This is a genomic window from Micromonospora salmantinae (genome assembly GCF_022230905.1).
Lineage (GTDB): Bacteria > Actinomycetota > Actinomycetes > Mycobacteriales > Micromonosporaceae > Micromonospora > Micromonospora salmantinae.
In genome coordinates this window covers 259,850-285,150 of sequence record NZ_JAKKFG010000007.1, presented here as the reverse complement: position 1 = coordinate 285,150, position 25,301 = coordinate 259,850, and the positions used below count along the sequence as shown (strand labels likewise).

Genomic DNA, 25,301 nt, shown 5'->3' with positions numbered 1-25,301 from the left:
GGTTCCGTACCGCCGCCGGCTGCCACCGGCGGCGGTACGGCCCATGACCCGCGACCCTCGGTGACGGACGGTAAGCCGATGGTGATCACAGACGTTGACGTGTTTTCATGTCAGCACGCCTGCGCCGACCCGGGACATCGATGACTGAGCAACCCGCACCTGATCACCTCGTTGTGGTCGACGTGTTGACGCAGGGTCTGAGCCACCTGCTACGCGACGAGGATCCGGAACTGGCCCGATGGATCGAGGAACTGGTCGCGACACTGAAGAGTCCCCGGCAGACGACGCTGGCCGGCTGGAACAGCTTCCTCGACCCCGGCGCCGACTCCAGCTGACCCGCTCGGAGTTCACCCGCCTGGCCGACGGCCAAGCTGGCCCGGCTGCCATCCGCGCTCTGCGGCGCGCGCAACGCAACCGCACGATGCTCGTCCTCAAGAGCCTCGCCGACACCGACGACGCCCTGGCGGCGTCGGCGCACCTGCTCGCCCACGCCCACCGCCTCGACCCGGCCGCCGCGGACGTGCTGCTCGATCATCCGTGGCTGGCTGTCTGGGCGGTCGATCGGGTCCGGCGCGGCGCCACCGGCCGACCCGACTACCTTCCGTTCGCGGCGCTCGCGGCGGCCGCCCTCAGCGGTCGGTCGGACGCGGCGGTGCCGGTCACGCCGCGTGCGGGCCTGGTGCCGGTGCCGGGCCTCGGGGTGTTGCGCCGACGCGGCACCACAACTGTGACGCCGGCCGACCTGACCGGGCGCCAGTGGACGCCCACCCGCTGGTGGCGCTTCACCGACCAGTCGGTCACCCTCGACCTCCGCGTCGACGACCTGGACCCCTACCGCGACTGCTTCGGGCTACCGGTCGCCGCCCGGCTCTCCACACCGCAGGCCGCGGAGCTGGAACGGTCCGTCGGGCACGCCTGGCACCTGCTCGTCGGGTACGCCCCGACGCACGCCGCCGAGGTGGCCGCCGGGATCAGCACCTTCGTACCGTTGGCGGACGGCACCGAGCGCGGGCACAGTGTCACGCACGCCGACGCCTTCGGAGCGTTGGCCGCCGACGCCAACCTCGACCCGGTGGATCTGGCCGTGACGATGGTGCACGAGCTGCAACACAGCAAACTCAACGCCGTCCTCGGCCTGGTCCAGCTGCACGAACCCGCCGACCCGATGCGGTACTTCGCGCCCTGGCGTCCTGACCCTCGTCCGATCGGCGGGCTGCTGCACGGCACCTACGCGTTCACCGCCGTCGCCGAGGTGTGGGCCGCGCTGCGGGCCCATCCGGAACTGGCGGTCCAGGCCACCGCGCGGTTCGCTGTGGTACGGGCGCAGTTGGAGCGCGCCCTGGTCGAGCTCGCCCGGGCCGGAAGTCTCACCTCGGCCGGGCAGCTCTGGGCAGATCGCCTGGCCGGACGGATCGGCAGGCTGGCCGCCGTGCCGGTCCCGGCGTCCGTCGACGCCGCCGCGCGGCGGGAGGTGGCGGAGGCCGAGCGCGCCCACCGACCGACGATCACCACCGGATGAACCCCAGGCTCGGCACGACGGCCGCCGGTGGGCGAGGCGTCAGGTCAGCCCGACGGTCTCGATGTCGCACTCGATGCGCCGCTGACCCCGCGCGGCGTCCACCTCCGGGTGGTCCGGCCCGAACAACGCCTCCAGCGCCGCGGCGGCCTCGTCGAGCAGCTCGCGGCCCCGAGCCTCCTCGCCGACCTCGATCAGATCGACCGACGCGTTCACCGCACAGTAGAGCGTGTACGGATGCCCCGGCCCACGCAGCCGACGCGAATCCTCGAGGATCGTCTCGGAGAGCACCTGTGCCTGCTCCAGCCGGTGCGACCGGACCAGGTTGATCGCCTGCGCGGTGCGCGCGCTCAGCAGGTACGGATGGGTGGGCGGCAACGCCTCGCCCATCGCCTGCAAGGTGGCCGCGCCCAACTCCCGCGCCTCACGGTCGAAGTTGCGAGCCCGCAGGATCACCCCGAGGTTGACCGCAGCGCAGAGCGTGACCGGATGCCGCTCCCCGAAGACGGCGCGGAAGGTGGCGTGCCCCTGGGAGGCCAGGGCGTACGCCTGGGTCGCGTCGCCCGCCGCGCGCATGGCGTTGGCGCAGGTCATGCCCGCCTCCGCAGCCAGCACATGATCGGTCCCGAAGCGGCGGGTCACCAGCCGGTAGTTGGCCGCGCCCTCGGTCACGGCGGCGTCGAGCCGCCCGGTCTTGCGGAGGCAGGCGATGTGGATGCAGGTGGCGCGCAGCACTGTGAGGTGCTCCGCGCCCAGCAACGACCGCTGCACCGGCAGGGAGCTGTCCAGCAGTTCCAGCGCGTCGGCGTACCGGCCCAGGAGGTAGAGATCACGCGCCTGGGCCTCCTGGGCCAGCACCAGCGCATAGGTGCCGTCCTCCGCCGCCGCACCGGCGTGCCGCGCCACTTCGAGGTTGAGTTCGTACGCCCCTTCGAAGTCACCGCTCAGGCGAAGGTTGATCGCCATCGAGTTCATCACCCGCAGCGTGCTCGGATGCCCGTCGCCGAGCACCCGGCGGTGCACGTCGAGGTTGCGCCGGTCCAGGTCGGCAGCGCCCGCGAAGTCGCCGATCCGCCGCAGATCCGCGCCGACGCTGTTCGCCGCACCCAGGGTGTACTCGTGTTCCTCGCCGAGGCTCGTCCGCATTCGCTCCAGCGCCTCGAGGCCGAACGCGGCCGCGCGCGGGTCGGCGAGCAGCCGCAGGGCGTCCGCGTACCGTCGCATCGCCAGCAGGGTCAGCGGATCGCCGCTGCGCTGGCCGTCTGGACCGGGCTGGTCCCAGGCCGCCAGGATCTCCTCCGCGAAGTCCCGACAGCCTTCGAAGTCACCCAGGTTGTAGATGTAGCGCAGCTGGTCCATCGCCGTCCGGCGGGCGTCGAGGTCACCGTGGATCAGACCGGCGACGCGGACGTGTGGCGCGATGTCGGCGTGGCGGGGCCAGGTGCTCCGGTCGTCGGGGAAACCCGGGTTGGCGGCGGCCAGCAGCCGGCGGGCGTTCGTCAGCGGGCTGTCGTCGCCCTGCTCGGCGAGCCCCTCCCGGATGACCGCCTGCACCAGTCGGTGCACCTGTACGTGCCGGCTGGCGTTGTCCGCCTTCGCGAGCCCGAGCGACGCCAGTTGCCGAATGGCCCGGGCTATGTCGTTGCGCTCCTGGAGGCTGGTGCGCAACGGTTCGTCCAACCCGGCGCGGCGCCCTTCCCAGAGCAGGCGCATCGGGACCGGGTCGGGGCTGAGGAAGGCGAGTAGCTGGATCAGCTGCGCGGCGGCGGGATTCTGCTCGCGTACCGCGGCGAGCGCCATCGACACCACAGTCAACACGGTGCCCCGGTACTGCCGGGGTTGCCCCTCACCCAGCAACTCCCGGGCGTGTTCCTTGAGGTCGACAAGGTATTCGTCGACCGACGACAGCATGGTGAGCAGCCAACTGACGGCCTGCTCCAGGGCGAGTGGCAGGTCGCCAAGTTCGGCGGCGAGCCGGCGGGCGTCGTCAGGGCTGGTCTCGGGACGCCGCTTGAGCAGCAGTTCCACGCTCTCGGCTCGGGTGAACACGTCGACGTCCAGGGTCAGTGCGCTCGCCGACCAGGCCATGTTCCGCGACGTGACGAGGACGTGGCCGCGTTCGCCGACGAGGTTCGACGAGGGCATGAGCGGAGCCAGCTCGTGCGGGTCGTCGGCGTTGTCGTAGACCAGCAGCCAACTGAGCGAACTCGTCGACAGCGAGTCGAGGACCGTCCGCACGGTCTGCTCCAGGCTGGCGCTCGCGGCCAGGCCGAGCCGCTCGCCGAGGGCCGCGATCGAGGTACGCAGCGCACTGAGATCCTCGGCGGGCATCCACCAGATCAGCTGGTAACGGTCCGCGTACCGGTAGGCGAACTCGACAGCGAGCTGGGTCTTGCCGACCCCACCGACACCGCGCAGCGCCGCTTCCGGCAGCACCGAGGCCCGGTGCTGTGCCGACAGAAGCTCGTCGAGCGCGACGAGCTGTTTCTCCCGGCCGGTGAAGTACAGGTTGCGCGGTGGGACGCCGCCCCGGATGAGAGTTCGGGATCGCTGGGGCGTCGTCTCCTCGATGATGATCGTCCTGCGCATGTCGGATTCAGGTTCCTCTCCACCGGCCTCGGCCGGTGCCGCCTGGTGCGGGGATCGTAGCGACGTCCAGTGCGCCTTCGCAGCAACGCGCATGTCGTCGAGGTCGGCGGTGGTGAGCCGCAGGGCCGCCGCGGCATCCCGCAACCACTGCTCGAACGGCTTGCCGTCCGACTCGAGGCCGGCGATGACCAGGCCCGCCAGCGCCACGGCGGCCGGGACCTGCCAGTCACCCACCGGTTGCCAGCCGACGGCCTCCACCAGGCCGGGCAGGTCCTCCGGTGACAGTGGATGATCCGCGACCGCCGCGACGGCCCCGGTCACCAACTCGGGCGGGACGTCCGTGAGCAACTGCGCGAGAAGCCAGGAGAGGTAGATCTGCTGGGCGGACGTGACCGCGCCGGCACCCGGGTGGAGGTTGCCGATCACCTGCAACAGCGTCGACATGCCCCGGGGCTCCTGCGCGCAGGCGCGCACGATGCGGTAGACGTCGTACCGGACCTCGGAGTGCCGGGGCACCGACAGTGGCTTGCGCAGCTCTCCCTCGACCTCGTCGAGGTAGAGGGCCCGGGTGTTCCCGTCGTTGATCGAACTCATCGACAGCAGCGCGTCGCAGATGGCCTGCACCTGAGCGCTCGGCATCCGGGGCGTCGTCACCGATTGTCCTCCGTACCCGTCAGCAGACCGAGGCTCTCGGCAAGGTCACGGAAGGCCCGCAGTGGCCTACTCGCCGGCCCTTCCGTCAACAGCAGGACGCGATAGAGAGCCGCGATCCCGTCCTCGTATTCTAAGCCCGTCCGAATCAGGCCGAACATGTCGAGACCCAATGGCCCGAATGGATTCACCATCCGACTGATGTGCGATGGCAGCGACTGTATGACCAATTGACGGCTGTCGGGGTGCCGGAGTACCGGGATTTCCTCCAGCAGTCGGGCCAACGCCATCTTTTGCGCGAATGAGAGCGGCGCGGGTGCCGGCCGGCGCGTCGCCCGGGCGACGGCCGCCAGCGGGCCGGACGGCAGCAGGGCAGGTGCCAGCAGGCCGGGCGGCAGCAGGGCACGCCACTGCCCCACCGGCAACATCCAGCCGACCAACTGCTGGCCGACGCTCGCGCGGGCCAGCACCATGCCCACCACGGCGCCGTCCGGCGCGTACACCCCGGAACCACTGAACCCCCTGTCGATTCCGGCAGTGGCAGGGGAGATTCGGTCGAGTTGACGCCATCCGGTGCCCGCGTCGACCGGACCGACGGCCCGCGCCAGCACCATGACGGACGCCGGGGTGTTGGCCGGAAAACCCACGATCCGCACGTCGAATTCGTCGTCGCCACGATCGGCAAGGGTGGCGGGGGCGGACGGCAGCGGTGTGGCGCAGCGCAGGACCGCCAGGTCGCCGTCGCCCGCCGGGCCGACACCCCGGGACCAGGTCACCTCGGCGGCGACCCGGGTGCCGGGGTGACTCGGTGTGTCGACGAGCACCCCGGGCGGGCTGGCCTCGGTGCCGTCATGGACGACATGCCAGCAGGTCAGCACCAGGTCACCGGTCAACTGAATGCCGGCGCCGACGACCGACGAGGAGTGGCCACCGAGTATCCGCACCCGGCCGGCGAGCGACCGGGTGCCGGTCATCCGTGCTCCGCCAACCACTCGACCAGGACGGCCGGCGGCCGACGGCCGGTGCTGCGGTCAGTCATGCGCGGCGTTCTCCTGCGCGGCGGCCCCGTCCTCAGCCGGCGACGGCAGAGCGGGGACGGGCGAGGTCCAGATCAGCTTGACCTTGAGGTGGCCCTGCGCGCTGGTGCGGGCGACGACGGCACCAGCCTCCGCGGTGAGGGTGACGCCGATCTCGACCTCCACCTGGTCGGGACGCACCGCCACTCCCCGGACCACGCCCAGCGCCGCGTCGAGCGCGGGTTTGATGTGGGCCAGTGCCGTTTCCAGCGTCTGCCGGGCGGGGCGGATCCGGTCGAGCAGACCGACTCGTTCCAGATCGGTGCCGGCGTGCTCCTCGACGAGGAGGACGCCCTGATCAGTCTCGAAACGAAGGAGATCCGCCACGTGACAAATTCTCGCCGAAAGATCGTTCGGAATTGGTGTCAGATCACTGACAGGAGTCATTGCGTGCACCCTGCGCCGACACGGGACACATCTGCTTGCCATCACCACTGCGGCCTGTCAGCCTGACGCAATGCAGGACACGGCGACCTTCCAGGATCTGCTCCGCGAAGGCGCTGACGCATCAGTGGACGGTTGGGACTTCTCCTGGTTCGACGGCCGCGCGACCGAACAGCGGCCGTCCTGGGGTTATCTGAAGCTCATGACGGCCCAGATGAGGGTGGCCCGCGCCGCACTGGACATCCAGACCGGCGGCGGCGAGGTGCTCTCCGAGGTGCCGGCGTTCCCACCGGTGACCGTGGCCACCGAACACTGGCCGCCCAACCTCCGATTGGCCCGACGCGCGCTCGAACCGCGCGGCGTGCGGGTGGTCGACGTTGCCGAGGACGCTCCGTTCCCGTTTCCCGACGAGACGTTCGACCTGGTCGTGAGCCGGCATCCCAACGTCGTGCTCTGGGACGAGATCGCGCGGGTGCTGACTCCCGGCGGGCGGTACCTGGCCCAGCAGATCGGCCCCGGTTCGAACCGGGAGCTGGCCCAGTTCCTCACCGGTCCCCGCGAGATCAGTGACGAGCGCAGCCCGGCCCGCGCCGCCGCCGACGCGCGAGCCGCCGGCCTGGTCATCGACGAGCTGCGGCACGAAGCGCTGCCGACCACCTTCAACGACGTGGCAGCGGTGGTGCACTTCCTCCGCAAGGTCATCTGGACGGTGCCGGACTTCACCGTGGACCGCTACCGGGCCCGGCTCGCCGATCTGCACGACCACATCCGCCACCATGGTCCGTTCGTGGCCCACGCCCAGCGCATCCTGGTCCGGGCGCACAAGCCCGAGCACTGAGCGAACGCGCCTGCGCCGCTGGCCGGATGTCGACCGTTTCCGCCTGGCGCCTGGCGGGTAGGGCCCGTCCATGGACACGAACACCACTGCCCACCTGGTGGGCGGCCCCCGAGACGGCAGCACCCACGAGACCGGCAACCAGGCACTCGTCGAGGTGGAGATCGACGGCCTGATGCACCGCTACATCAAGACCACCAAGCAGCACGACGATGGTGGACCGATCTACAACTACGACGGGGCGGTCGCCCCGGACGGCGGCGAGCCCGGCGTCGAGGATCCGGCCGCCCGGGTCGCGTCGCCCCGAGCCGACGCCGAGGGGCACGGCGGCACCCACTGACCGCCGCACCATCGGGATCACGCAAGCCCACGAACGAGGTACCGGTCGGAGCGGCCGGCCACGGATGAACCGCGGCCGGCCGGGTAAGCAGCGACCTTGCCTGGTGGGGAGACGACCGGGTGCACGGGTGGGCGGTCCTGGACCGGCCCGCCCGTGCACGCCCGGTCAGTTCGAGGAGATCCAGTTCCAGGCCGAGACGACCCACTCGGTCTGCTGGAGCCACGCCACCCCGAGGCCGACGAGGAACACCGCCGTCGCCAGGTGCGCACCTCGGGCGCTGCGCCGGACCCGGCCCAGCTGCCGCTCCAGCACCACCCGGCCGACCAGCCGGAACAGGGCGAACAGGCCGACCGCCACCAGCAGGCTGAGCACCAGCACCAGCAGCGGGCCGCTCAGGTCACCCTGGCCCGACAGCGCCCAGATCCCCCAACACACGAACGCGAAAAGGCCTGCCGCGGCGCTCCACTCACCGCCGCGCCGCAGCTGCGCCATCCGCGAGCTGAGCGAGCGGCGGGGCACCGGTTCGCCGGGCCAACCGGTGCCGGTCGGCTCCTGCTCGACCACCGGGAACGGCTCCGTCCGCGGAGTGCGAGGCTCACCCACCGGAGCGACCCCGCGGCGGAACCCGTCACGCTGCGGCGGCACCCCGACGCCGGCCTGCGGTGGCACCTCCACGGTCCGCTCCGCCCACGGCTGCGTCTGGTCTGCCATCTCGTCCTCCCCCTGACCGACGGCAACAGCACCGCCTTGATTCGAGGGTAGCCAGCCGGCAAATCGGTCGCCGACCCCGGCCGGGACGCGCGGCCCACGACGGTGCCGGATCGAACCCCGCCAGGGTACGGTCGGCTGATGGGTGACCCCGACCGACGACGGCGACGCCTGCGCCACCACTCCGACACCGAGCCGGCCAGACCGGGTGCGGACGGCCCGACGGTCAGCACGCCGGGCGTGCACGACGGTGACGAGCCGCCGCCGCGACGCAGGAACACGGGCGGCGACGAGCGCGACGGCGAGCGGGGGCTGCGCGGGTTGGTCGGTTCCGGCTCGTCCCAGGTGGGGCTGAGCGCCGCGCTACGGGCCCGGGACGCGGCCCGTCCCACCGACGACGACCTGGCCGAGGCGGAAGCCCGGGTGGTGGTCGTCCGGCGAAACTGGGTGCCCCGCGAGGAGCTGCCCCGCTCGCCGCGCTGAGCGCCGCCCAGTCAGGGCAGGTCCGGCAGCTTCCGGGTCCGCTCGTACTCGGCCACCTGGGCGATCCGACGAGCGTGCCGCTCGTTGCCGGAGAACGGCGTGTTCAGGAACGCCTCGACGATGCCGGTCGCCTCGTCCAGCGTGTGCTGGCGGGCACCGATGGCGACCACGTTCGCGTCGTTGTGCTGGCGGGCCAGCTGAGCGGTCTCGACGCTCCAGGCCAACGCGGCGCGGACGCCGACGACCTTGTTCGCGGCGATCTGCTCACCGTTGCCGGAGCCACCGATGACCACTCCGAGGCCCGTCTCGTCGGCCACCACCTGGTCGCCTGTGTGCAGGCAGAACGTGGGGTAGTCGTCGTCCGGGTCGTAGTTGTGCGGGCCGACGTCGACCACGTCGTAGCCCTGCATGGCCAGGTGGTTGGCCAGGTGCACCTTCAACTCGAAACCGGCGTGATCGGATCCCAGGTAGACGCGCATACCGGGCAGTCTGTCAGGCCGCGCTCGGGGACGTCACAGGGGCGGCGTCCCCGAGCCGGGTTCGTCACACGGTCGTGAGGATGACGCTCAACGCGGCAGCTCGGCGACGACCAGACCGCCGCGCGCCTTCGGGGTGAACCAGGTGCTCTTGCGGGGCATCTTCTCCCTGGCCAGGTTGACAGCGACGAAATCCGCCACGGTCACCGGCGCGATCAGGATGGCCAACTCGGCCCGCCCGGCGTCGACCTCACCGGTGAGCCAGCTCGCCGGGTAGTCACCGCCGACGTAGGTGATCCGCTTGTCGCCCGGGTCCAGACCGAGCGCGTCGCGCAGCACCAGCCGCTCGACCAGGGCGTGGTCCAGGTTTTCCAGGCGGGCGGAGGCGGTGGCGGGCAGGCGCACCGCGTACCCCTGGCCGTCGAGGCGGAGGTGCACGGTGCCGCCGGCAGCCGGGACCTCGACCGGGCCGTCGATCGGCTCGACCTCGGCGCCCGCGGCCCGCAGCCGGTCGAGCAGCTCGGCCGGGGTGGTGGTCAGCTCGCTGACCAGCCGGTTGTACGGCTGGATGGCCACCGACGCGGGGGTGGTGACCACGGCCAGGAAGCGGGGCAGCCCGCCGGTCTGGGCGGCCAGGCTGCGGTGGTTGCCGTCCGCGACGACCAGGTCCCCGCCGCCGGCGAGAGCGGTCAGCGTGGCCTGCTCCGGGCCGGGGCCGAGCAGCCAGATGGCGTGCGTGCGACCCGCCTGGTCGGTGTCCGTCGCGGCGGGCGCACCGGCCGTGTCGGTCGCCGCCGCGAGCGCGGCGTGCAGTTCGTCACCACGCCCGGTCTGGAGCAGGAGTACGGGTGAGAGCAGGTGGCCCAGCGCGTCGGCCAGCGCAACCCGCTCGCGCACCTTGGCGATGAAGACGTCCTCGTTGCGGATGACCAGGCCCGGCTCGTCTGCCCGGGTGGAGATCTGGTCGGTGTCCACCATCGCGAACAGCCCGTACGCCGGCTCCTCGCCGGGGGCGCTGATCCGGTAGAGCACCACCACCTGCTCGGCGGGGGTGTAACTGCCGTCGGCCTTGGCCTCGGCGAGGCGGGCCACCGCGTCCGGCAGCGCGTCGAGGAACGACCTGCCCAGGCTCTGCGGGGCGCGGTGCGGCATCTCGATGCCGAGAGCGCTGTGCGGGTTCGACTCGATGATCGCGGTGATCTCCGCGTCGTCGGCGAACTCGTCGTAGTTTTGCGCGCCGGTGCCGCCAGTGGTGACCCAGGCCCGGGTGATCGGATGCACGACCGTCATGCCCACTGACGCTACCGGCGACGGTGTCGCCGCCGACGGGGACCCGCGGGGCGTCCACCAGATGAAAGCGCCCGGTGGGGCCCGGCCGGTCAGCCGGCGCGGTCTGAGGTGCCTCGGCGGTGCCTACCCGCGCTCAGCGGCCCACCGTTGCCACGCCGACCGGCCCCGATCGGCCCGGTGTTCAGGGCGCGGCGAGGCGACGCGGGCGGCCCCGGCACGGGACGGTCGGGAGGCGGTGTGGGAACGGGCCGCGGGCTCAGCGGCGGCGTCGGCACCGGGCGCGGAGGAGCCGGCGCCGGCGGCGGAGGAGCCGGTTCGGCCGGTGCTGCCCCCGACGGCACCAGCGCCGGCGCGTCGGTCGGCACCGCGCCGGCGGACGACGGCAGTGGGTCGACCGCCCTGGGCGGGGTGAGCCGGGAGGTCACCGGGACCCGGGCCACGCCCACCACGATGGGCGGCGCGAGTAGATCCACCAGGTGGGCGGGCAGGTCCGGGCGGACCGTCGGCCAGCGGGAGTCGTCAACGGACCAGTAGTCCGCGCCGGGAGTCTCGATCACCCCCTGCCGGGTCAACTGATCGTCACCGGACGCACGGTGCTTGGCCATCGGGATTTGCCTCCACGAACTGCGGCGTGCGGCCCTGCGGGTCGCTGCGGCGGACACCGAGGGAAACGACGCCGCCCGCCTCCCGGTGACGCCACGACCCTCCGCCGACCTCGGCACCCGACGAGAAACGCCCCCGTCCGCGCCACTGACGAAGCCCGGACGGGGGCGCGGCGGTCGTCGCTCAGTCGAAGATCGGGCTCTGCTCGCGGGTGCGCTTGAGCTCGTAGAAGCCCGGGGTGCCGGCGACCAGCAGCACGCCGTCCCAGAGCCGGCCGGCGGCCTCCCCCTTCGGAGCCGGAGTGATCACCGGGCCGAAGAACGCGACCGGGGTGCCGTCCGGGCCGGGCGCGTGCACGACCGGAGTGCCCACGTCCTGCCCGACCGGGCGCATGCCCGCCTCGTGGCTGGCCCGCAGCGCCTCGTCGTAGTCGGTGCTGTCGGCGGCCGCGGCCAGTGCCGGGTCGAGGCCGGCCTCGGTGAGCGCGGCCACGTACAGCTCCGGACCCCGCTCCTGCTTCTGCAGGTGGATCCGGGTGCCGAGCGCGGTGTAGAGCGGGCGCAACACGTCATTGCCGTGCAGCTGCTCGGCGGCGATGCAGACCCGCACCGGGCCCCACGCGGTCTTCAGGAACTCCTTGTAGTCCTCGGGCAGCTCGTCCCGGCCGTCGTTGAGCACGGCCAGGCTCATCACGTGGAAGCGGATGTCCACATCCCGGATCTGCTCGACCTCGAGCAGCCAGCGGGAGGTGATCCACGCCCACGGGCAGGCCGGGTCGAACCACATGTCGGCGGTGACACGTTCGGTCACTGTGAGATCCCTTCACGACGGGTGACGCCGACAGGTCGGCGTCTCAGGAGAATCCTCACCCCGCAGCGCATCAGCCGGCACCCGAATGAGAGCGTGACCTCGGCCACCGCGGGCTGCCCGTACATGGAAGACTCGAATCGGGCCAGCCGTCACGAGCGGTAGGCGAACGGGCGCCGCCGGGCGTACGGCGACATGTGGGATGGAGACGAACAGTGCCGGGAGTGCGCAACCTGACGCAGGTCGAGGCGACCGAGCGGGCACGCCTGCTCAACGTGACGGGGTATGACATCAGTCTGGACCTGTCCAGCGCCGTGCTGGCGGCCGACGGCCGCACGTTCAGGTCGACGACCGAGGTCCGGTTCCGCTGCTCCGAACCGGGCGCGAGCACCTTCATCGAGCTGGCCGCCGAGTCGGTGCGGTCCGCGACGCTGAACGGCACGCCCGTCGACCTCGCCGACTGGTCCGCCGACAAGGGCCTGACCCTGTCCGGGTTGGACAGCGACAACGTCCTGGTGGTCGACGCCGACTTCGGTTACTCCAACAGCGGCCAGGGTCTGCACCGGACGGTCGACCCGGTGGACGGCGAGACGTACCTCTACAGCCAGTTCGAGACGGCCGACGCGCAGCGGGTGTTCGCCTGCTTCGACCAGCCCGACCTGAAGAGCGTCTACACCTGGCACGTCACAGTGCCGGCGCACTGGCGGGCGGTCTCCAACATGCCGGTGCAGCGGGAGGAGCCGGCGGGTGAGGCGCTCAAGACGCTGCACTTCACCGAGTCGCCCCGGATGAGCACCTACATCACGGCGATGTGCGCCGGGCCGTACCACGAGGTGCGCGACGCACACGACGGCATCGACCTGGGGGTGTTCTGCCGGGCGTCGATGGCACAGTACCTGGACTCCGACGACCTGTTCCTGATCACCAAGCAGGGCTTCGACTTCTTCCACGAGAAGTTCGACGTGCGTTACCCGCTGCCGAAGTACGACCAGCTCTGGGTGCCCGACTTCAACGCCGGCGCGATGGAGAACTTCGGCTGCGTGACGCACGCCGAGTCGCACTACCTGTTCCGCTCGCAGGTCACCGACTTCGAGTACGAGCAGCGGGCCAACACGATCCTGCACGAACTGGCCCACATGTGGTTCGGTGACCTGGTCACCATGCGCTGGTGGAACGACCTGTGGCTGAACGAGTCGTTCGCCGAGTGGGCCAGCCACTGGTGCAACACCAACGCGACCCGGTTCACCGAGGCGTGGACGACCTTCCTGTCCATCCGGAAGAACTGGGGCTACCGGCAGGACCAGCTCTCCTCCACCCACCCGGTCTACACCGAGATGCCGGATATGGAGGCCGTGGAGGTCAACTTCGACGGCATCACCTACGCCAAGGGCGCGAGCGTGCTCAAGCAGCTCGTCGCGTACGTGGGTGAGGAGCCGTTCGTGGCCGGGCTGCGGGCCTACTTCGGCAAGCACGCCTGGGGCAACGCCACCTTCGACGACCTGCTCACCGAGCTGGAGGCCGCATCCGGGCGGGAGCTGCGCAAGTTCGCCGCGCAGTGGTTGGAGACCGCGCAGGTCAACACGCTGCGTCCGGAGGTGACCATCGGGGCCGACGGCACGTACGAGCAGGTGCTGGTGCGGCAGGAGGCCCCGGCGGCGTACCCGACGCTGCGGACCCACCGCATCGGCGTGGGCCTGTACGACCTGACCGACGGACGGCTGGTCCGTCGGGAGCGGTACGAGGTTGACGTGACCGGCGAGCACACGGATCTTGCCGCGCTGCGCGGCGTCCGGGCGGCCGACGTGTTGCTGCTCAACGACGACGACCTCAGTTACACCAAGCTGCGCCTCGACGAGCGCTCGATGGCGACAGTGGTGCAGCACATCGGTGGCTTCGACTCGTCGCTGGCCCGCGCGCTCTGCTGGACCGCCGCCTGGGACATGATCCGCGACGCCGAGCTGTCCGCCCGCGACTACGTGGCGCTGACGCTGAGCGGGCTGCCCGCGGAGACCGACATCAACCTGGTCACCGCCACCCTGCGGCAGGCGACCACCGCGCTCACCCTGTACGCCGACCCGGCCTGGGCGCCGACCGGCTGGGCCGACCTGGCCCGTACCGCCCGCGACGCACTCGCTGCCGCCGAGCCCGGCAGCGGGTTCCAGTTGGCCTGGGCCCGTGCGTTCACCTCGGCGGTCCGCTCAGCGGAAGACCTGGCCACGCTGCGCGGTTGGCTGGACGGCACCGGCATGCCGGCCGGGCTGACCGTCGACACCGAGCTGCGCTGGTCGGTCCTCGCCGCGCTGGTGGCGAACGGTGCCGCCGGGACCGCCGAGATCGAGGCGGAGCTGAGCGGCGACCGCACGGCCAGCGGCGAGCGGGAAGCCGCTTACGCGCACGCGTTGATGCCGACGGCCGAGAACAAGGCCGCCGTGTGGGCCCTGCTCACCGGCCCGGACGCGCTGCCCAACTGGCGGCACCGGGCGCTGTTGCAGGGCTTCGCCCACCCGGCGCAGGTGGAGCTGGTCGCCCCGTACCGGGAGCGGTACTTCGCGGCGGTCGGGCAGGTGTGGGCCACCCGGGACAGCGAGCCGGCGCAGGAGTTCGCCCAGCTGGCGTACCCGACCTACCTGGTGGAGGACGACACGGTGGCGGCCACCGACGCGTGGCTGGCCGGTGACGGGCACCCGGCCCCGCTGCGTCGACTGGTGGCCGAGGGCCGCGACGGTGTGGTGCGGGCGCTGAAGGCCCGCGCGAAGGACGCCGAGAGCGCCTGAGCGGCGTTGCCCGGTCCGGGGCCGGCGTGGGTGTGAGCCCGCGCCGGCCCCGAACGTTATCGTGGCGGGAGGAGGTGGACGTGATGGCACACCCGACCGACGAGTGGCGGCCCGTTGCGCGCGCGTGGCGCGAGCAGGACCTGTTCAACCTTCCCGATAATGGGAACCGCTACGAGATCATCGACGGGAGCCTGCACGTGACCCCACCGGCCGACGACGATCACCACGAGCTGGCCGACAGCATTCGGACGGCTATCGGGGCTGCGGCACCAGATGGATGGCGGATTATTCGTGAGATCGGGCTGGGGCTGCCGTCGGGCAACCTGATTCCGGATGTGACGGTGCTGAAGCCAAACACCCCACGTGGTGTGCGTTGGCATCAACCGCAAGGCGTCAGTCTCGTTGTCGAAGTGGAGTCGCCGACGAGCCGCCGGCATGACCGCTTCACCAAACCCGGTCTCTACGCCGAAGCGGGGATTCCGCACTACTGGCGTGTGGAGCGAGGCGACTTCGGCCCGATCATCTACCGCTACCGCCTGATCAAGGACGTGCACTACGACCTGGTCGGCACCATTGGTCCGGACGACGCGGTGACAGTGGATGAGCCGTGGACGATGAGGTTGGACCCGAGCGCCTGGCCGCGCTGAGACACCCGGAAACACGAAAGCCCGGCCCGATGATCGTGGGCCGGGCTTCGTCGTGTGTGCCGGTCAGCCCTTGCCGGCGTGGCTGGCGAGCTGGTCGAGACCGTTGATGATGCCGCCGGCCAGGTCACCGCCGCTGAACGCGCCGACCATGGAGAGCGCGGCCAGCTTGGCGTACGTGTCGGGGATGCGCTTGCGGGCGTACCGCCCGGTGATGATCTCCAGCTGCCGCTGGTTGGGCGACACGGCGATCAGCACCGACTTGTCGGGCTCGGCGAGCTGACGGTGCAGCCGCTGGGCGTGCTCGCGGATCGGCTCGTCGAGACCACCGACGAAGACCGAGAAGACCAGGCCGGTGCCCTTGTCGGCCAGGCGCAGGGCCTCGTCGATGCGCAGCAGCTGGCGGGTCGAGAACGGCCCGTCGAGCACCTCGGGCGGATTCTCCGACCCGGTCTGCTTCTCACCAACGGTCACTTGCGCCTCCGGTTCCACCGGCCGGCGCCTCGACGCTGGCCTGCTCAAGCTTGTGGCTGGTCAACGCGGGCGCCTGCGCCCCCGCCGTCAGCGCGGTGCCGGCCGAGTCGGCCAGCTGCTCCGGGCGGCCCAGGAACCAGACCGGAGTGAAGTCGAAGGGCCGGCCCGGACGGTAGCGCTTGGCGCCACCGCCACCGCCGGTGGCACCCCCACGGCTACCGGCGTACGACAGGCCGGCGATGACCAGCACCGCGGCCAACGGGATGCCGACGAAGACCAGCAACGTCTCGGTAACAGACAATCCCAACGCCCCCAGGCGGAAGAAGGACGACCTTGAACAACCGGGTCGGATGGACGATCACGCTGCCGACCGCCCGACTCCGTCGCCATTCACGTTAGCGGAGTCGACGGCCCGCCAGATTGCGGGGTGCCGATCCCATCCGTCACTGGAGTTCTCCAGTTGCGCAGCGGTAGCGATAAGCCGCGCGTCGTCGCCGTAACGGCCGGTGAGCAGCACCCCGACGGGCAGGCCGTCGGTGGTGGTACCCAGTGGCAGGGAGACGGAGGGATCGCCGGTGACGTTGAAGATGGCGCAGTAGGGCGAGAACCGGCGTTGCCTGTCGAAGTCGGCGGCCGGGTCCGCGTCGGCGGTGAACCAGCCCACGGGTGCCTGCGGGGTGGCCAGGGTGGGACAGAGGAGCAGGTCGCAGCCGGCGGTGCGGCGGGCACCGAGGCGTACCTGCGCCTGCAGTTCCCCGAGGGTGGCGGTCAGGGTGCCGGCGGAGAGTTCGGCGCCCCGGGCCCGGAGCAGCCGGGTCAACGGCAGCAGCTCCGCCTCCCGCTGCGGTGGCACCGGGGCGAGCGCCAGGACGTACCAGAGGATCTCGAACAGCGGCCACGCCGCCGGCCCCAGCGGCGGCGGCACCTCGACCATCTCGTGGCCGGCCGCCGTGAGCAGCGCGGCGGCCCGGTCCACGGCGGCCACGCAGTCGGGGTGCACCGGCTCGTCGGCGAGCATCGGCGTGGTGAACCGGCCGATCCGCAGCGGGCCGGGCTCGGCCCGTCGCGCGACGGCCAGGTAGCCGCCGGGCGGCGCGGGTGGCGGCAGGTAGGGCTCGCCGGGGACCGGAACGGCCATGACGTCGAGCAGCGCGGCGACGTCGGTGACCGTCCGCCCGAGCGGGCCGTTGGTGGGCAGGCCGAACGCGCCGGAGCCGATCGGCCCCCCGGAGACGACGCCCCGACTGGGCTTGTAGCCGACCAGACCGCAGAGCGACGCCGGGATGCGCAGCGACCCACCGCCGTCGGACCCCTGGGCGACCGGGACCAGCCCGGCCGCGACCGCCGCCGCCGCGCCGCCACTGGACCCGCCCGCCGTGTACGCAAGCTGCCACGGGTTGCGGGCCGGCGGAGCGACCCGGCCCTCCGAGTAGAGCGAACAGCCCAGCTCGGAGGTGGTCGTCTTGCCCAGGCTGACCAGACCGGCGGCCTTGATGAAGCGGACCACGTCGGCGTCGACCGGCGCGACGAAGTCGAAGAAGGCTGCCGAACCGAAGGTGGTGCGGACCCCGGCGGTGAGCGTCAGGTCCTTGATCGCTGTCGGCACGCCGTGCAGCGGGCCGCGCTCCTCGTTCGGCACCGCGTCGGCGGCGCGCGCGGCCTGCCGGGCGAGGTCCGGTGTGACGGTGACGAACGCGCCCACTGTGTCGCCGAGCGCCGCCACCCGGCGCAGGGAATGCTCGACCAGCTCGACGCTGGACAGCTCGCCGCGGGTCATCGCGGCGGCCTGCTCCAACGCGGTCAGGTCGTGCGGCTCGGCCATCCCGTCATCCTGCCCGCTGGGAGCGGATGTCGGCGGCCGACACGGCGGCCGACCATCAGTCCAGCGTGCCCGCCGGCGCCACCCACTCACTGCGGGGCCCACCGATGTCACTGATCAGATCGAAATCCCGGTCGTAGTGCAGGACGGTCGCGGAGTATTCGGCAGCGGCCGCCGCGACCAGGACGTCGACGGGACTGGCCGCCCGGTGGTGGCCACGGACTGTCAGCGCCAGTTGCAGGTCGCGCGCCCTAGTCGCCAAGGCCGGAGTGATCGGAAGGTCGATCATCAGTTCTGCCCGGCGTGCCCGCACCGTCATGGCGTCACGAAAGTCGCGGGCACTTCGCCCATTCTCGAGATCAAGCGGAACGCAGGTCGCCGCGAGCCGCTCCTCGAGAATGGCCGTGATCCGCTTAGCCACCGCCGGCTGGCGGAGGCGACTCCAGGCCGACGTGTCGATTAGGTAGAGCCCGGCCGGTGGGGTCATGCGGCGTCCTGCTCGCCGCGCGGCGTCTTGTCGTCCTCGACCAAGCCGGTCCAGTCCTGTTCGATGGAGATCGAAATCAGCTCCCGGATGGCCTCCATCCGTTCGCTGCGCTCCGCGACGAGCCGCAATGCCGCATGGATCGTGTCCTTTTTACTCTTGGTGCCGAGTTCGCGACGGGCCCGGTCGAGAAGTTCATCATCAAGATCTATAACGGTCTTCATGAGCGGAGTATATCCACGAAGGCAAAGTTTATATACGCAACAGGCCAAGGAAACGCAGGGCGTTGGTGGACAGGAGCTTGTCGCGTTGGTCGTCGCTGAGGAAGTCGGCGTCGTGGACCACCGCGCCGGCCGGCCGTTCGCCCAGCGGGTACGGGTAGTCACTGCCGACCAGCACCCGATCCTCCCCCAGCGTGTCGACCAGCAGCCGCAGGGCGGGTGGCGCGAAGACCACCGAGTCGACGCTGAACCGGTCGAGGTAGCTGCTGGGCGGGCCGGCGGACGCGCCCCGGACCAGGTCGCCACGGCGGTGCCAGGCGTTGTCGGCGCGACCGAGCCAGAACGGGAAACTGCCGCCGCCGTGCGCGAAACAGATCCGCAGCGTCTCGGGCACCCGGTCGAAGACACCGCCGAGGATCATCGCCAGCACCGACAGGTGCGTCTCGGCGGGCATGCCGGTGAGCCAACGGGCCATCCAGCGGTCCAGTCGCGGCCCGCCGGGCATGTCCCACGGGTGGACGAAGACGGGTGCGCCCACCTCGGCACAGTGCTGGAGGAAGGTGACCACGCCGGCGTCGTCCAGGTCCCGGTCGCCGACGTGGTTGCCGATCTCCACGCCCACGTGCCCGGCGGCGAGGCTGCGGTCCAGCTCGGCACAGGCGGCGTCCGGGTCCTGGAGCGGCACCTGGCAGAACGGCACCAGTCGGTCACCCCCGGCCGCGGTGACCTCCAGGGTCAGGTCGTTGAAGATCCGGGCGACCTTCACCGCCTGGTCGGCCGGGCGGTCGTAGCTGAAGAAGACCGGGGTGGGCGAGACCACCTGCACGGCCACGCCGTCGGCGTCCATGTCGGCCAGTCGGCGCGACGCGTCCCAGCACTCCGCGCCGACCGGGCGGAACTCCGTCTCCCCCACCATGATCATGGCGGCACGCTCGGAGTCGACCCGCAACCACGGCCAACCGGACCCGCCGCACGCCGCGCCGAGGTCCGGCCAACCCTTTGGTACGACGTGCGTGTGCACGTCGACCACGCCTGCGGGCATCAGCCCTTGCCCGGGTGCAGGGTGCCGCAGTCGGCGCAGGTGCGCGCCTGCTCGTCGGCGTAGAACGCCTGGAACACCGGGGGCAGATCGGCGGCGATGTCGCGGACCTGCAACTCGACCTCGTGCACCTTGCTGCCGCACTCCGGGCAGTACCACTGGAACGTCTCCAGCGTGCCCTCCTCGCGGACCCGCTCGACGACCACGCCGATCGAGCCGGCCTCCGGCCGCTGCGGCGAGTGCGGGGTGTTGCGCGGCAGCATCCACATCTGCCCCTCGCGCACGTGCACAGTACGCGGCCCCTCCGGGGTGACCAGGTTGATGTGCATGTTGCCCTTGACCTGGTAGAAGAACTCCTCGTACGGGTCCACGTGGAAGTCGGTGCGCTGGTTGGGCCCGCCCACCACCATCACGATGAAGTCGTCCCCGCCGGGGAACATCTCCTTGTTGCCCACCGGGGGCTTCAACAGGTGCTGGTTGTCGGCGATCCAGCCCGGAAAGCTGAACGGTTCGGCGATCTCACTCACGACTGACCTCCCGAGGGAAGAAGGGCCACTGCCTGGATTTCGATCAGCAGGTGCGGGTGCGGCAACTGGTGCACCGCCACCGTCGTACGGGTCGGTCCGGCGGCGTCGAAGAACTCGGCCCACACCTCGTTGTAACCACCGAAGTCGTTCATGTTGACCAGGTACGTCGTCACCTGCACCAGGTCGGTGAGGTCCGCGCCGACCGAACGCAGCAGATCCCGCACGTTCTCGATGACGGCCCGCGTCTGCGCACGGATGTCGAGATTGGTGGTGCCGAACCCGTCCACCTCCACACCGGCGAAGGTGTTGTCCGCGCGCCGCGACGACGTACCGGAGACGAAGACGAACCCACCGGCGACCTTGACGTGCGGAAAAGCCCCCCGCGGGACGGCCTTCCCGGCCACCACCCGGGCGGTCATGACGACGCCCGCAGCGAGGCCGTGCCGAGCTTCTCGACGACGGCGCGGACGTGGGCGCCGGGACGCAGCGGAACAGCGGCGGTGGCGGCGCCGGCCAGGAAGACCCAGCCGGACTCCAGCCGCACCCCGTGCCGGCCCGCCAGCCGGATGCCCTCGTCGAGCGCCCGGCGCGGATCACCGAGGATCGCCGCCGTCGAGCCGACCTGCGCCACCCGCCCGTCGACCTCCAGCAGCACGCCCAGGTTGTCCAGCCCCGCCGGCACCGGCGCCCACGGCCCGATCACGAAGGCGGCGGCCGAGGTGTTGTCCGCTACCACGTCCGGCAGCGAGAAACGGAAGTCCGCGTACCGGGAGTCGATCAACTCGATGGCCGGGGCGACCGCGCGGACCGCCGTGGCGAAGTCGCCGACCGGCTCGCCCGGCTCGGGCAGCCGGTCCAGCAGGAACGCCACCTCCGGCTCGACCCGGGGGTGGATGTACGCGGCCGGGTCCACCGCGCCACCGTCGGGCACCCGCATCGCGTTGGTGAGCCGCCCCCAGATCACCTCGTCCACGCCGACCTGGGCCATCTTCGCCCTGCTGGTCAGCCCCATCTTCAGCCCGACCAACCGCTCACCGGCGTTCAGCCGGCGTTGCAGCAGCGCGGCCTGCACGGCGTACGCGGTGTCCACGTCGAGGCCGGTCTCGGCGGCGAGCTGCGGGATCGCGGTGGCCGTGTCGGCCGCCGCGCCCAACTTCTCGGCGATCCCCGTGATGTCCACGCCGATCATGCTGCGCCACCTTCCGTTCGCGCCTGCGGGGCTCGCAAACCCGGCTCACTCCTCGCGCTCACAGCCTGCCCCTTGTCGGCCAGGTCGAGTGCGACGTCCACGATCATGTCCTCCTGGCCGCCCACCATCCGGCGGCGGCCCAGCTCGACGAGGATCGACCGGACATCCACGCCGTACTTCGTGGAGGCCCGCTCGGCGTGCCTCAGGAAGCTGGAGTAGACCCCGGCGTACCCCAAGGAGAGCGTCTCGCGGTCCACCTGGACCGGCCGGTCCTGAAGCGGGCGGACGATGTCGTCGGCGGCATCCATCAGCGCGAACACGTCACACCCGTGCTTCCAGCCGTGCAGCTCGGCAACCGCGACGAAGACCTCCAGCGGGGCGTTGCCGGCGCCCGCGCCCATGCCCGCGAGGGAGGCGTCGACGCGAACGGTGCGGCCGCGCACCGCGTCGGGGCCGACCGGCGCGGACCCGGTGACCCGGCCGTGCTCGACGGCGAGCACGCTGTTGGCGACCCCGAGCGACAGGTTGTGGTGGGCGTGGATGCCGATCTGCGTCTCCGGAGCGAGGACCTGCCGGTACGCGTCGACCCGCTGCGCCACGTCGGACATCAGCAGCCGGCCGCCGGAGTCGGTGACGTAGACGCAGTGCGCCCCGTACGACTCCATGAGCTTGGCCTGCCCGGCCAACCCGACCGGGTCATTCATGTGCGACATCATCAGGAACCCGGCCACGTCCATGCCGTTCTCCCGGGCCCAGGAGATGTGCTGGGCGGAGATGTCCGCCTCCGTGCAGTGGGTGGCGATCCGGACGCTTGTCACCCCGAGCGCCTTCGCGGCCTTCAGGTCGGCGATCGTGCCGATGCCCGGCAGCAGCAGGGTGGTCAGTTTCGCAGTGGTCAGCATCTCGGCCGCCGCCGAGATCCACTCCGCGTCGCTGGCGGCGCCGTGGCCGTAGTTGACGCTGGAGCCGGCGAGGCCGTCACCGTGCGCCACCTCGATGGCGGCCACCCCGGCGGCGTCCAACGCGGCGGCGATGGTGCGTACGTGGTCGACTGTGTACTGGTGGGCGATGGCGTGCATGCCGTCGCGCAGCGTCACGTCCTGGATGTACAGCTCGGTCATGGCGCGGCCACCTCCGAAGAACGCAGGGCGACCAGCCGCTCCGCGGTGCGCAGCGCGGCCGAGGTCATGATGTCCAGGTTCCCGGCGTACGCGGGCAGGTAGTGCCCGGCGCCGGAGACCTCCAGGAAGACCGACACCTGCAGGGCGGTGAGCCGCCGCCCGAGCGTCGGCAGGTACGTCTCGACCCTGTCGAACTGCACGTCCTGCTTAAGCCGGTAGCCGGGGACGTACTCCTGCACGGCCGCCACCATCTCGGCGACCGAGGCGGCGATGGCGTCGGTGTCGGCGTCGGCGTCCGGGCAGAGGCAGTAGACGGTGTCCCGCATCAGCAGCGGCGGGTCCGCCGGGTTCAGCACGATGATCGCCTTGCCCCGCTCGGCACCGCCCACCACCTCGATGGCGCGGGCCGTGGTCTCGGTGAACTCGTCGATGTTGGCCCGGGTGCCCGGCCCGGCGGACTTCGAAGCGATCGACGCGACGATCTCCCCGTACGCCACCGGGGTGACCCGGCGTACCGCGGCGACGATCGGCACTGTCGCCTGCCCGCCGCAGGTGACCATGTTGACGTTGGGCTGGTGCAGGTGCTCGTCGAGGTTGACCGGCGGCACCACGTACGGGCCGAGCGCGGCCGGGGTCAGGTCGACCACAGTGCGGCCGTGAGCGCGCAACACCTCGTCGTGGCGTCGGTGCGCGCCGGCCGAGGTGGCGTCGAACACCAGCTCGACGTCGGCGAACTCGGGCAGCGCGACGAGCCCGTCCACGCCGTCGGCGGTGGTGGCGACGCCGAGCCGGCGAGCGCGCGCCAGGCCGTCGGAGGCTGGGTCGATGCCGGCCATCGCCACCATGCGCAGGCTGTCACTGAGCCGCAACACCTTGATCATCAGGTCGGTGCCGATGTTTCCCGATCCCAGCACCGCCACGTTGGTGGTCACTTGCCGCCCCTGTCGCTGAAGGATGTCCGCACCGAGCCGAGCCCGGAGATCCGGGCCTCGTACGCGGCACCCGGGGTGACCGGCACCATCGGACCGAGCGCCCCGGAGAGCACCACGTCCCCGGCGCGCAGCGGGTCACCGGCGCGGGCGAGGGTGCCTGCCAACCACTGCAGGGCGTGCAGCGGATTGCCCAGGCAGGCGGCGCCCGCGCCCACCGAGACCGGCTCGCCGGCGTGCTCCAGCACCATCCCGCACAGTCGCAGGTCCACGTCGGCGAGCCGGCGTGGCGTGGTGCCGAGCACGAAGAGCCCGCTGGAGGCGTTGTCGGCGACGGTGTCCACTATGGAGATGTCCCAGGCGGCGATCCGGGAGTCGACGATCTCGATCGCCGGCAGCACGTGGTCGACCGCGCGGATCAGGTCGACAGTGGTGAGCTGCGGGTTCGGGAGGTCCTTGTCGAGCACGAAGGCGATCTCCGCCTCCACGCGGGGCTGGAGCAGCCGGTCGATGGGCACCTCGACCCCGTCGCCGACCGCCATGGCGTCGGTCAGCATGCCGAAGTCCGGCTGGAACACCCCGAAGGTCTCCTGCACGGCCCGGGAGGTCAAGCCGATCTTCGCGCCGACCCGGCGTTCGCCGCGGCCCTGCCAGGCCCGCGCCTGGAGTTGCTGCACCCGGTACGCGGCCTCGACGTCGCCCTCCGGCAGCAGCCGGCCCCGCAGCGGCGCGCACGGCTTGCCCGTGCTGCGGGCGTCGGCCAACTCCCGGTTGGCGGCCTCGATGTCAGCTTCCATGCCCGCTCCCTCGCTACGGCTCACGACAGGTCCACGCAGACGTTTGTGAGTTCGGAGTAGAAGTTCAGCGAGTGCACGCCGCCCTCACGACCGATCCCGGACGCCTTCACCCCGCCGAACGGGGTGCGCAGGTCACGCAGGAACCAGGTGTTGACCCAGACGATGCCGGCGTCGAGCCGGGCGCCGGCCCGGTGCGCGACACCCACGTCCCGGGTCCACACGGTCGCCGCCAGGCCGTACTCGGTGCCGTTGGCCAGGGCGTACGCCTCGTCCTCGGTGTCGAACGGCGCGACGTGCACCACCGGGCCGAAGATCTCCTCCCGGTTGGTGCGGGCGTCCGGGCCGAGCCCGGTGAGCACCGTCGGCTGCACGTACGACCCGCCGTCGCGGGTGTCGCCGAAGGTGGGCGCGCCGCCACCGGTGAGCACCTCGGCGCCCTCGGAGCGGGCCAGCTCGTACGCGCCGAGCACCTTCGCCCGGTGCTGGTGGGAGATCAGCGGCATGGTGGCGGTGGCCTCGTCGGTCGGCCAGCCGAACGCCAGCTCGCCGGCCCGCTTCGCCAGCCGGGCGGTGAACTCCTCGAAGACCGGGCGCTGCACGTAGATGCGCTCGGTGCAGAGGCACACCTGCCCGCCGTTGGTGAAGCTGGACCGCACCGAGCCGGCCACCGCGGCGTCCAGGTCGGCGTCGGCGAAGACCAGGCCGGCGTTCTTGCCGCCGAGTTCGAAGCTCACCGCCTTCACCCCGTCGGCGGCGGCCCGCATGATCGCGCTGCCGGTGGCCGACTCGCCGGTGAACGTGATCGCGTCGACGCCCGGGTGGCGGGTGAGGAACTCGCCCGCCGAGTCCGGCCCGAAGCCGTGCACCAGGTTGAACACCCCGGCCGGTACGCCGGCGGCGGCCATCACCTCGGCGAGCACCGTCGCCGAGGCGGGAGTCTCCTCGCTGGGCTTGACCACGACGGCGTTGCCGCAGGCCAGTGCCGGAGCCACCTTCCAGGTGAGCAGCAGCAGCGGCAGGTTCCACGGCACGATGACCGCGACCACACCGACCGGCTTGCGCAGCGCGTAGTTGAGCGCCCGGCCGCCGGTCGGGGTGACAGTCGTGAACGACTCGGTGGGGGCGGTCGCCACGATCTCCGCGAACGCCCGGAAGTTCGCAGCGCCGCGCGGAATGTCCAGGGTGCGGGCCTGGGCGATGGACTTGCCGGTGTCGGCGACCTCGGCGGTGACCAGGTCGTCGAAGCGGCGCTCCAGCTCGTCGGCGACGCGGCGCAGCACCTCGGCGCGCTCGCGCTCCCCCATCCGGCCCCACGGCCCCCGCAGCGCCGCCCGGGCGGCCGCCACCGCGTCGTCCACAGCGGACTGCGAGGCCTCGTCCACCTCGAAGACCTGCTCCCCGGTGACCGGGCTGGCCTTGGCGAACGTGTTTCCGCCGTCGACGAACTCGCCGGCGACGAAGTTACGCAACCGCTGCGGGCCACTCGGCGCGTGGCCGGCCATCAGCCGCGGATCCCAGTTGCCGG

At 71.6% G+C, this 25,301-nt stretch carries 28 protein-coding genes; 7 read left to right on the top strand and 21 right to left on the bottom strand.

Annotated elements, in window-relative coordinates:
• The first annotated feature begins 140 nt into the window (after nt 1-140).
• Nucleotides 141-335, top strand: coding sequence for a hypothetical protein (locus tag PSH03_RS07285; protein WP_146765853.1), 195 nt, complete (start codon nt 141-143; stop codon nt 333-335).
• An 86-nt stretch (nt 336-421) separates the two neighbouring features.
• Nucleotides 422-1,519 carry an aKG-HExxH-type peptide beta-hydroxylase gene (locus PSH03_RS07280; RefSeq protein WP_238688608.1) on the top strand — a complete coding sequence of 366 codons (1,098 nt, stop codon included), beginning with the start codon at nt 422-424 and terminating at the stop codon, nt 1,517-1,519.
• Nucleotides 1,520-1,558: 39 nt separating this feature from the next.
• Here PSH03_RS07280 and fxsT read toward each other — a convergent pair whose 3' ends face one another.
• The 3 genes from fxsT to PSH03_RS07265 are packed head-to-tail and all read right to left on the bottom strand — an operon-like array spanning nt 1,559 to nt 6,159.
• Nucleotides 1,559-4,759: an FxSxx-COOH system tetratricopeptide repeat protein gene (gene fxsT / locus PSH03_RS07275; RefSeq protein WP_238688607.1), complete on the bottom strand. Its 3,201-nt coding sequence runs from the start codon at nt 4,757-4,759 to the stop codon at nt 1,559-1,561.
• Nucleotides 4,756-5,730, bottom strand: coding sequence for a trypsin-like peptidase domain-containing protein (locus PSH03_RS07270; protein ID WP_210786046.1), 975 nt, complete (start codon nt 5,728-5,730; stop codon nt 4,756-4,758). Before PSH03_RS07270 ends, fxsT begins: the two co-directional genes overlap by 4 nt.
• Before the next feature lie 57 nt (nt 5,731-5,787).
• Nucleotides 5,788-6,159: a CU044_2847 family protein gene (locus tag PSH03_RS07265; RefSeq protein WP_238688606.1), complete on the bottom strand. Its 372-nt coding sequence runs from the start codon at nt 6,157-6,159 to the stop codon at nt 5,788-5,790.
• 130 nt (nt 6,160-6,289) lie between these two features.
• On the opposite strand from PSH03_RS07265, the gene PSH03_RS07260 reads away from it, so the two are divergent.
• Nucleotides 6,290-7,054, top strand: a complete 765-nt coding sequence (locus tag PSH03_RS07260) for a class I SAM-dependent methyltransferase (protein ID WP_238688605.1) — start codon at nt 6,290-6,292, stop codon at nt 7,052-7,054.
• 70 nt (nt 7,055-7,124) lie between these two features.
• Nucleotides 7,125-7,391, top strand: coding sequence for a hypothetical protein (locus PSH03_RS07255; RefSeq protein WP_238688604.1), 267 nt, complete (start codon nt 7,125-7,127; stop codon nt 7,389-7,391).
• 165 nt (nt 7,392-7,556) lie between these two features.
• Here the strand turns inward: PSH03_RS07255 and PSH03_RS07250 are convergent, their stop codons facing one another.
• The gene (locus PSH03_RS07250; RefSeq protein ID WP_112623012.1) at nt 7,557-8,102 is read right to left on the bottom strand and encodes a hypothetical protein; all 546 of its coding nucleotides are present in this window, start codon (nt 8,100-8,102) and stop codon (nt 7,557-7,559) included.
• Between the two features lie 138 nt (nt 8,103-8,240).
• Here PSH03_RS07250 and PSH03_RS07245 point away from each other — a divergent pair, with 138 nt between their 5' ends.
• Complete coding sequence (locus tag PSH03_RS07245) at nt 8,241-8,582, top strand: hypothetical protein (protein ID WP_210786050.1); 342 nt, start codon at nt 8,241-8,243, stop codon at nt 8,580-8,582.
• 11 nt (nt 8,583-8,593) lie between these two features.
• Here the strand turns inward: PSH03_RS07245 and PSH03_RS07240 are convergent, their stop codons facing one another.
• The 4 genes from PSH03_RS07240 to PSH03_RS07225 all read right to left on the bottom strand — a co-directional run bounded on the left by PSH03_RS07240 (nt 8,594) and on the right by PSH03_RS07225 (nt 11,761).
• Nucleotides 8,594-9,061 (bottom strand): ribose-5-phosphate isomerase, encoded by a 468-nt coding sequence (locus PSH03_RS07240; protein ID WP_210786051.1) that lies wholly within the window; start codon nt 9,059-9,061, stop codon nt 8,594-8,596.
• An 87-nt stretch (nt 9,062-9,148) separates the two neighbouring features.
• Nucleotides 9,149-10,348 (bottom strand): DUF1015 family protein, encoded by a 1,200-nt coding sequence (locus PSH03_RS07235; protein WP_145789636.1) that lies wholly within the window; start codon nt 10,346-10,348, stop codon nt 9,149-9,151.
• A gap of 89 nt (nt 10,349-10,437) precedes the next feature.
• Nucleotides 10,438-10,953, bottom strand: coding sequence for a hypothetical protein (locus PSH03_RS07230; RefSeq protein WP_210786052.1), 516 nt, complete (start codon nt 10,951-10,953; stop codon nt 10,438-10,440).
• A gap of 181 nt (nt 10,954-11,134) precedes the next feature.
• On the bottom strand, nt 11,135-11,761 hold the full coding sequence (locus PSH03_RS07225; protein WP_210786053.1) for a mycothiol-dependent nitroreductase Rv2466c family protein: 627 nt from the start codon (nt 11,759-11,761) through the stop codon (nt 11,135-11,137).
• Between the two features lie 221 nt (nt 11,762-11,982).
• On the opposite strand from PSH03_RS07225, the gene pepN reads away from it, so the two are divergent.
• Both pepN and PSH03_RS07215 read left to right on the top strand, forming a co-directional pair.
• The gene (pepN, locus tag PSH03_RS07220) at nt 11,983-14,532 is read left to right on the top strand and encodes an aminopeptidase N (protein ID WP_210786054.1); all 2,550 of its coding nucleotides are present in this window, start codon (nt 11,983-11,985) and stop codon (nt 14,530-14,532) included.
• Nucleotides 14,533-14,615: 83 nt separating this feature from the next.
• Nucleotides 14,616-15,179, top strand: coding sequence for a Uma2 family endonuclease (locus PSH03_RS07215; RefSeq protein WP_210786055.1), 564 nt, complete (start codon nt 14,616-14,618; stop codon nt 15,177-15,179).
• 63 nt (nt 15,180-15,242) lie between these two features.
• Here the strand turns inward: PSH03_RS07215 and PSH03_RS07210 are convergent, their stop codons facing one another.
• Genes PSH03_RS07210 through PSH03_RS07150 form a run of 13 tightly spaced genes read right to left on the bottom strand, consistent with a single transcriptional unit; the run spans nt 15,243 to nt 25,278 of the window.
• Complete coding sequence (locus tag PSH03_RS07210; RefSeq protein ID WP_091405419.1) at nt 15,243-15,650, bottom strand: DUF5130 family protein; 408 nt, start codon at nt 15,648-15,650, stop codon at nt 15,243-15,245.
• Nucleotides 15,637-15,951 carry an aa3-type cytochrome oxidase subunit CtaJ gene (gene ctaJ / locus PSH03_RS07205; RefSeq protein ID WP_428842198.1) on the bottom strand — a complete coding sequence of 105 codons (315 nt, stop codon included), beginning with the start codon at nt 15,949-15,951 and terminating at the stop codon, nt 15,637-15,639. Before ctaJ ends, PSH03_RS07210 begins: the two co-directional genes overlap by 14 nt.
• 57 nt (nt 15,952-16,008) lie before the next feature.
• Nucleotides 16,009-17,472 carry an amidase gene (locus tag PSH03_RS07200; RefSeq protein WP_238688603.1) on the bottom strand — a complete coding sequence of 488 codons (1,464 nt, stop codon included), beginning with the start codon at nt 17,470-17,472 and terminating at the stop codon, nt 16,009-16,011.
• 55 nt (nt 17,473-17,527) lie between these two features.
• On the bottom strand, nt 17,528-17,956 hold the full coding sequence (locus tag PSH03_RS07195; RefSeq protein WP_210786057.1) for a PIN domain-containing protein: 429 nt from the start codon (nt 17,954-17,956) through the stop codon (nt 17,528-17,530).
• The gene (locus tag PSH03_RS07190) at nt 17,953-18,177 is read right to left on the bottom strand and encodes a type II toxin-antitoxin system VapB family antitoxin (RefSeq protein WP_210786058.1); all 225 of its coding nucleotides are present in this window, start codon (nt 18,175-18,177) and stop codon (nt 17,953-17,955) included. Before PSH03_RS07190 ends, PSH03_RS07195 begins: the two co-directional genes overlap by 4 nt.
• Before the next feature lie 28 nt (nt 18,178-18,205).
• Entirely contained in the window at nt 18,206-19,216 is a 1,011-nt protein-coding gene (locus PSH03_RS07185) for an amidohydrolase family protein (RefSeq protein WP_238688602.1), read from the bottom strand.
• Entirely contained in the window at nt 19,216-19,740 is a 525-nt protein-coding gene (locus PSH03_RS07180; protein WP_238688601.1) for a 3-hydroxyanthranilate 3,4-dioxygenase, read from the bottom strand. Before PSH03_RS07180 ends, PSH03_RS07185 begins: the two co-directional genes overlap by 1 nt.
• Nucleotides 19,737-20,159, bottom strand: a complete 423-nt coding sequence (locus PSH03_RS07175; RefSeq protein ID WP_210786061.1) for a RidA family protein — start codon at nt 20,157-20,159, stop codon at nt 19,737-19,739. Before PSH03_RS07175 ends, PSH03_RS07180 begins: the two co-directional genes overlap by 4 nt.
• A complete protein-coding gene (locus PSH03_RS07170; protein ID WP_210786062.1) occupies nt 20,156-20,929 on the bottom strand; it encodes a 2-keto-4-pentenoate hydratase in 774 nt (257 codons plus the stop codon). The genes PSH03_RS07175 and PSH03_RS07170 overlap by 4 nt, the downstream gene beginning before the upstream one ends.
• Nucleotides 20,926-22,050 carry a 4-hydroxy-2-oxovalerate aldolase gene (gene dmpG / locus PSH03_RS07165; protein WP_238688600.1) on the bottom strand — a complete coding sequence of 375 codons (1,125 nt, stop codon included), beginning with the start codon at nt 22,048-22,050 and terminating at the stop codon, nt 20,926-20,928. Before dmpG ends, PSH03_RS07170 begins: the two co-directional genes overlap by 4 nt.
• Nucleotides 22,047-22,982, bottom strand: coding sequence for an acetaldehyde dehydrogenase (acetylating) (locus tag PSH03_RS07160; RefSeq protein WP_238688599.1), 936 nt, complete (start codon nt 22,980-22,982; stop codon nt 22,047-22,049). The genes dmpG and PSH03_RS07160 overlap by 4 nt, the downstream gene beginning before the upstream one ends.
• Nucleotides 22,979-23,776 (bottom strand): 2-keto-4-pentenoate hydratase, encoded by a 798-nt coding sequence (locus tag PSH03_RS07155; RefSeq protein WP_210786064.1) that lies wholly within the window; start codon nt 23,774-23,776, stop codon nt 22,979-22,981. Before PSH03_RS07155 ends, PSH03_RS07160 begins: the two co-directional genes overlap by 4 nt.
• A gap of 20 nt (nt 23,777-23,796) precedes the next feature.
• Nucleotides 23,797-25,278 carry a 2-hydroxymuconic semialdehyde dehydrogenase gene (locus PSH03_RS07150; protein ID WP_238688626.1) on the bottom strand — a complete coding sequence of 494 codons (1,482 nt, stop codon included), beginning with the start codon at nt 25,276-25,278 and terminating at the stop codon, nt 23,797-23,799.
• Nucleotides 25,279-25,301: the final 23 nt, after the last annotated feature.

Coding starts and splice junctions, on each gene's coding strand:
- PSH03_RS07285 (WP_146765853.1), top strand. CDS start 141: ATGACTGAGCAACCCGCACCTGATCACCTCGTTGTGGTCGACGTGTTG.
- PSH03_RS07280 (WP_238688608.1), top strand. CDS start 422: ATGCTCGTCCTCAAGAGCCTCGCCGACACCGACGACGCCCTGGCGGCG.
- PSH03_RS07270 (WP_210786046.1), bottom strand. CDS start 5,730: ATGACCGGCACCCGGTCGCTCGCCGGCCGGGTGCGGATACTCGGTGGC.
- PSH03_RS07260 (WP_238688605.1), top strand. CDS start 6,290: ATGCAGGACACGGCGACCTTCCAGGATCTGCTCCGCGAAGGCGCTGAC.
- PSH03_RS07255 (WP_238688604.1), top strand. CDS start 7,125: ATGGACACGAACACCACTGCCCACCTGGTGGGCGGCCCCCGAGACGGC.
- PSH03_RS07250 (WP_112623012.1), bottom strand. CDS start 8,102: ATGGCAGACCAGACGCAGCCGTGGGCGGAGCGGACCGTGGAGGTGCCA.
- PSH03_RS07245 (WP_210786050.1), top strand. CDS start 8,241: ATGGGTGACCCCGACCGACGACGGCGACGCCTGCGCCACCACTCCGAC.
- PSH03_RS07240 (WP_210786051.1), bottom strand. CDS start 9,061: ATGCGCGTCTACCTGGGATCCGATCACGCCGGTTTCGAGTTGAAGGTG.
- PSH03_RS07235 (WP_145789636.1), bottom strand. CDS start 10,348: ATGACGGTCGTGCATCCGATCACCCGGGCCTGGGTCACCACTGGCGGC.
- PSH03_RS07230 (WP_210786052.1), bottom strand. CDS start 10,953: ATGGCCAAGCACCGTGCGTCCGGTGACGATCAGTTGACCCGGCAGGGG.
- PSH03_RS07215 (WP_210786055.1), top strand. CDS start 14,616: ATGGCACACCCGACCGACGAGTGGCGGCCCGTTGCGCGCGCGTGGCGC.
- PSH03_RS07200 (WP_238688603.1), bottom strand. CDS start 17,472: ATGGCCGAGCCGCACGACCTGACCGCGTTGGAGCAGGCCGCCGCGATG.
- PSH03_RS07195 (WP_210786057.1), bottom strand. CDS start 17,956: ATGACCCCACCGGCCGGGCTCTACCTAATCGACACGTCGGCCTGGAGT.
- PSH03_RS07190 (WP_210786058.1), bottom strand. CDS start 18,177: ATGAAGACCGTTATAGATCTTGATGATGAACTTCTCGACCGGGCCCGT.
- PSH03_RS07185 (WP_238688602.1), bottom strand. CDS start 19,216: ATGCCCGCAGGCGTGGTCGACGTGCACACGCACGTCGTACCAAAGGGT.
- PSH03_RS07175 (WP_210786061.1), bottom strand. CDS start 20,159: ATGACCGCCCGGGTGGTGGCCGGGAAGGCCGTCCCGCGGGGGGCTTTT.
- PSH03_RS07170 (WP_210786062.1), bottom strand. CDS start 20,929: ATGATCGGCGTGGACATCACGGGGATCGCCGAGAAGTTGGGCGCGGCG.
- dmpG (WP_238688600.1), bottom strand. CDS start 22,050: ATGACCGAGCTGTACATCCAGGACGTGACGCTGCGCGACGGCATGCAC.
- PSH03_RS07155 (WP_210786064.1), bottom strand. CDS start 23,776: ATGGAAGCTGACATCGAGGCCGCCAACCGGGAGTTGGCCGACGCCCGC.
- PSH03_RS07150 (WP_238688626.1), bottom strand. CDS start 25,278: ATGGCCGGCCACGCGCCGAGTGGCCCGCAGCGGTTGCGTAACTTCGTC.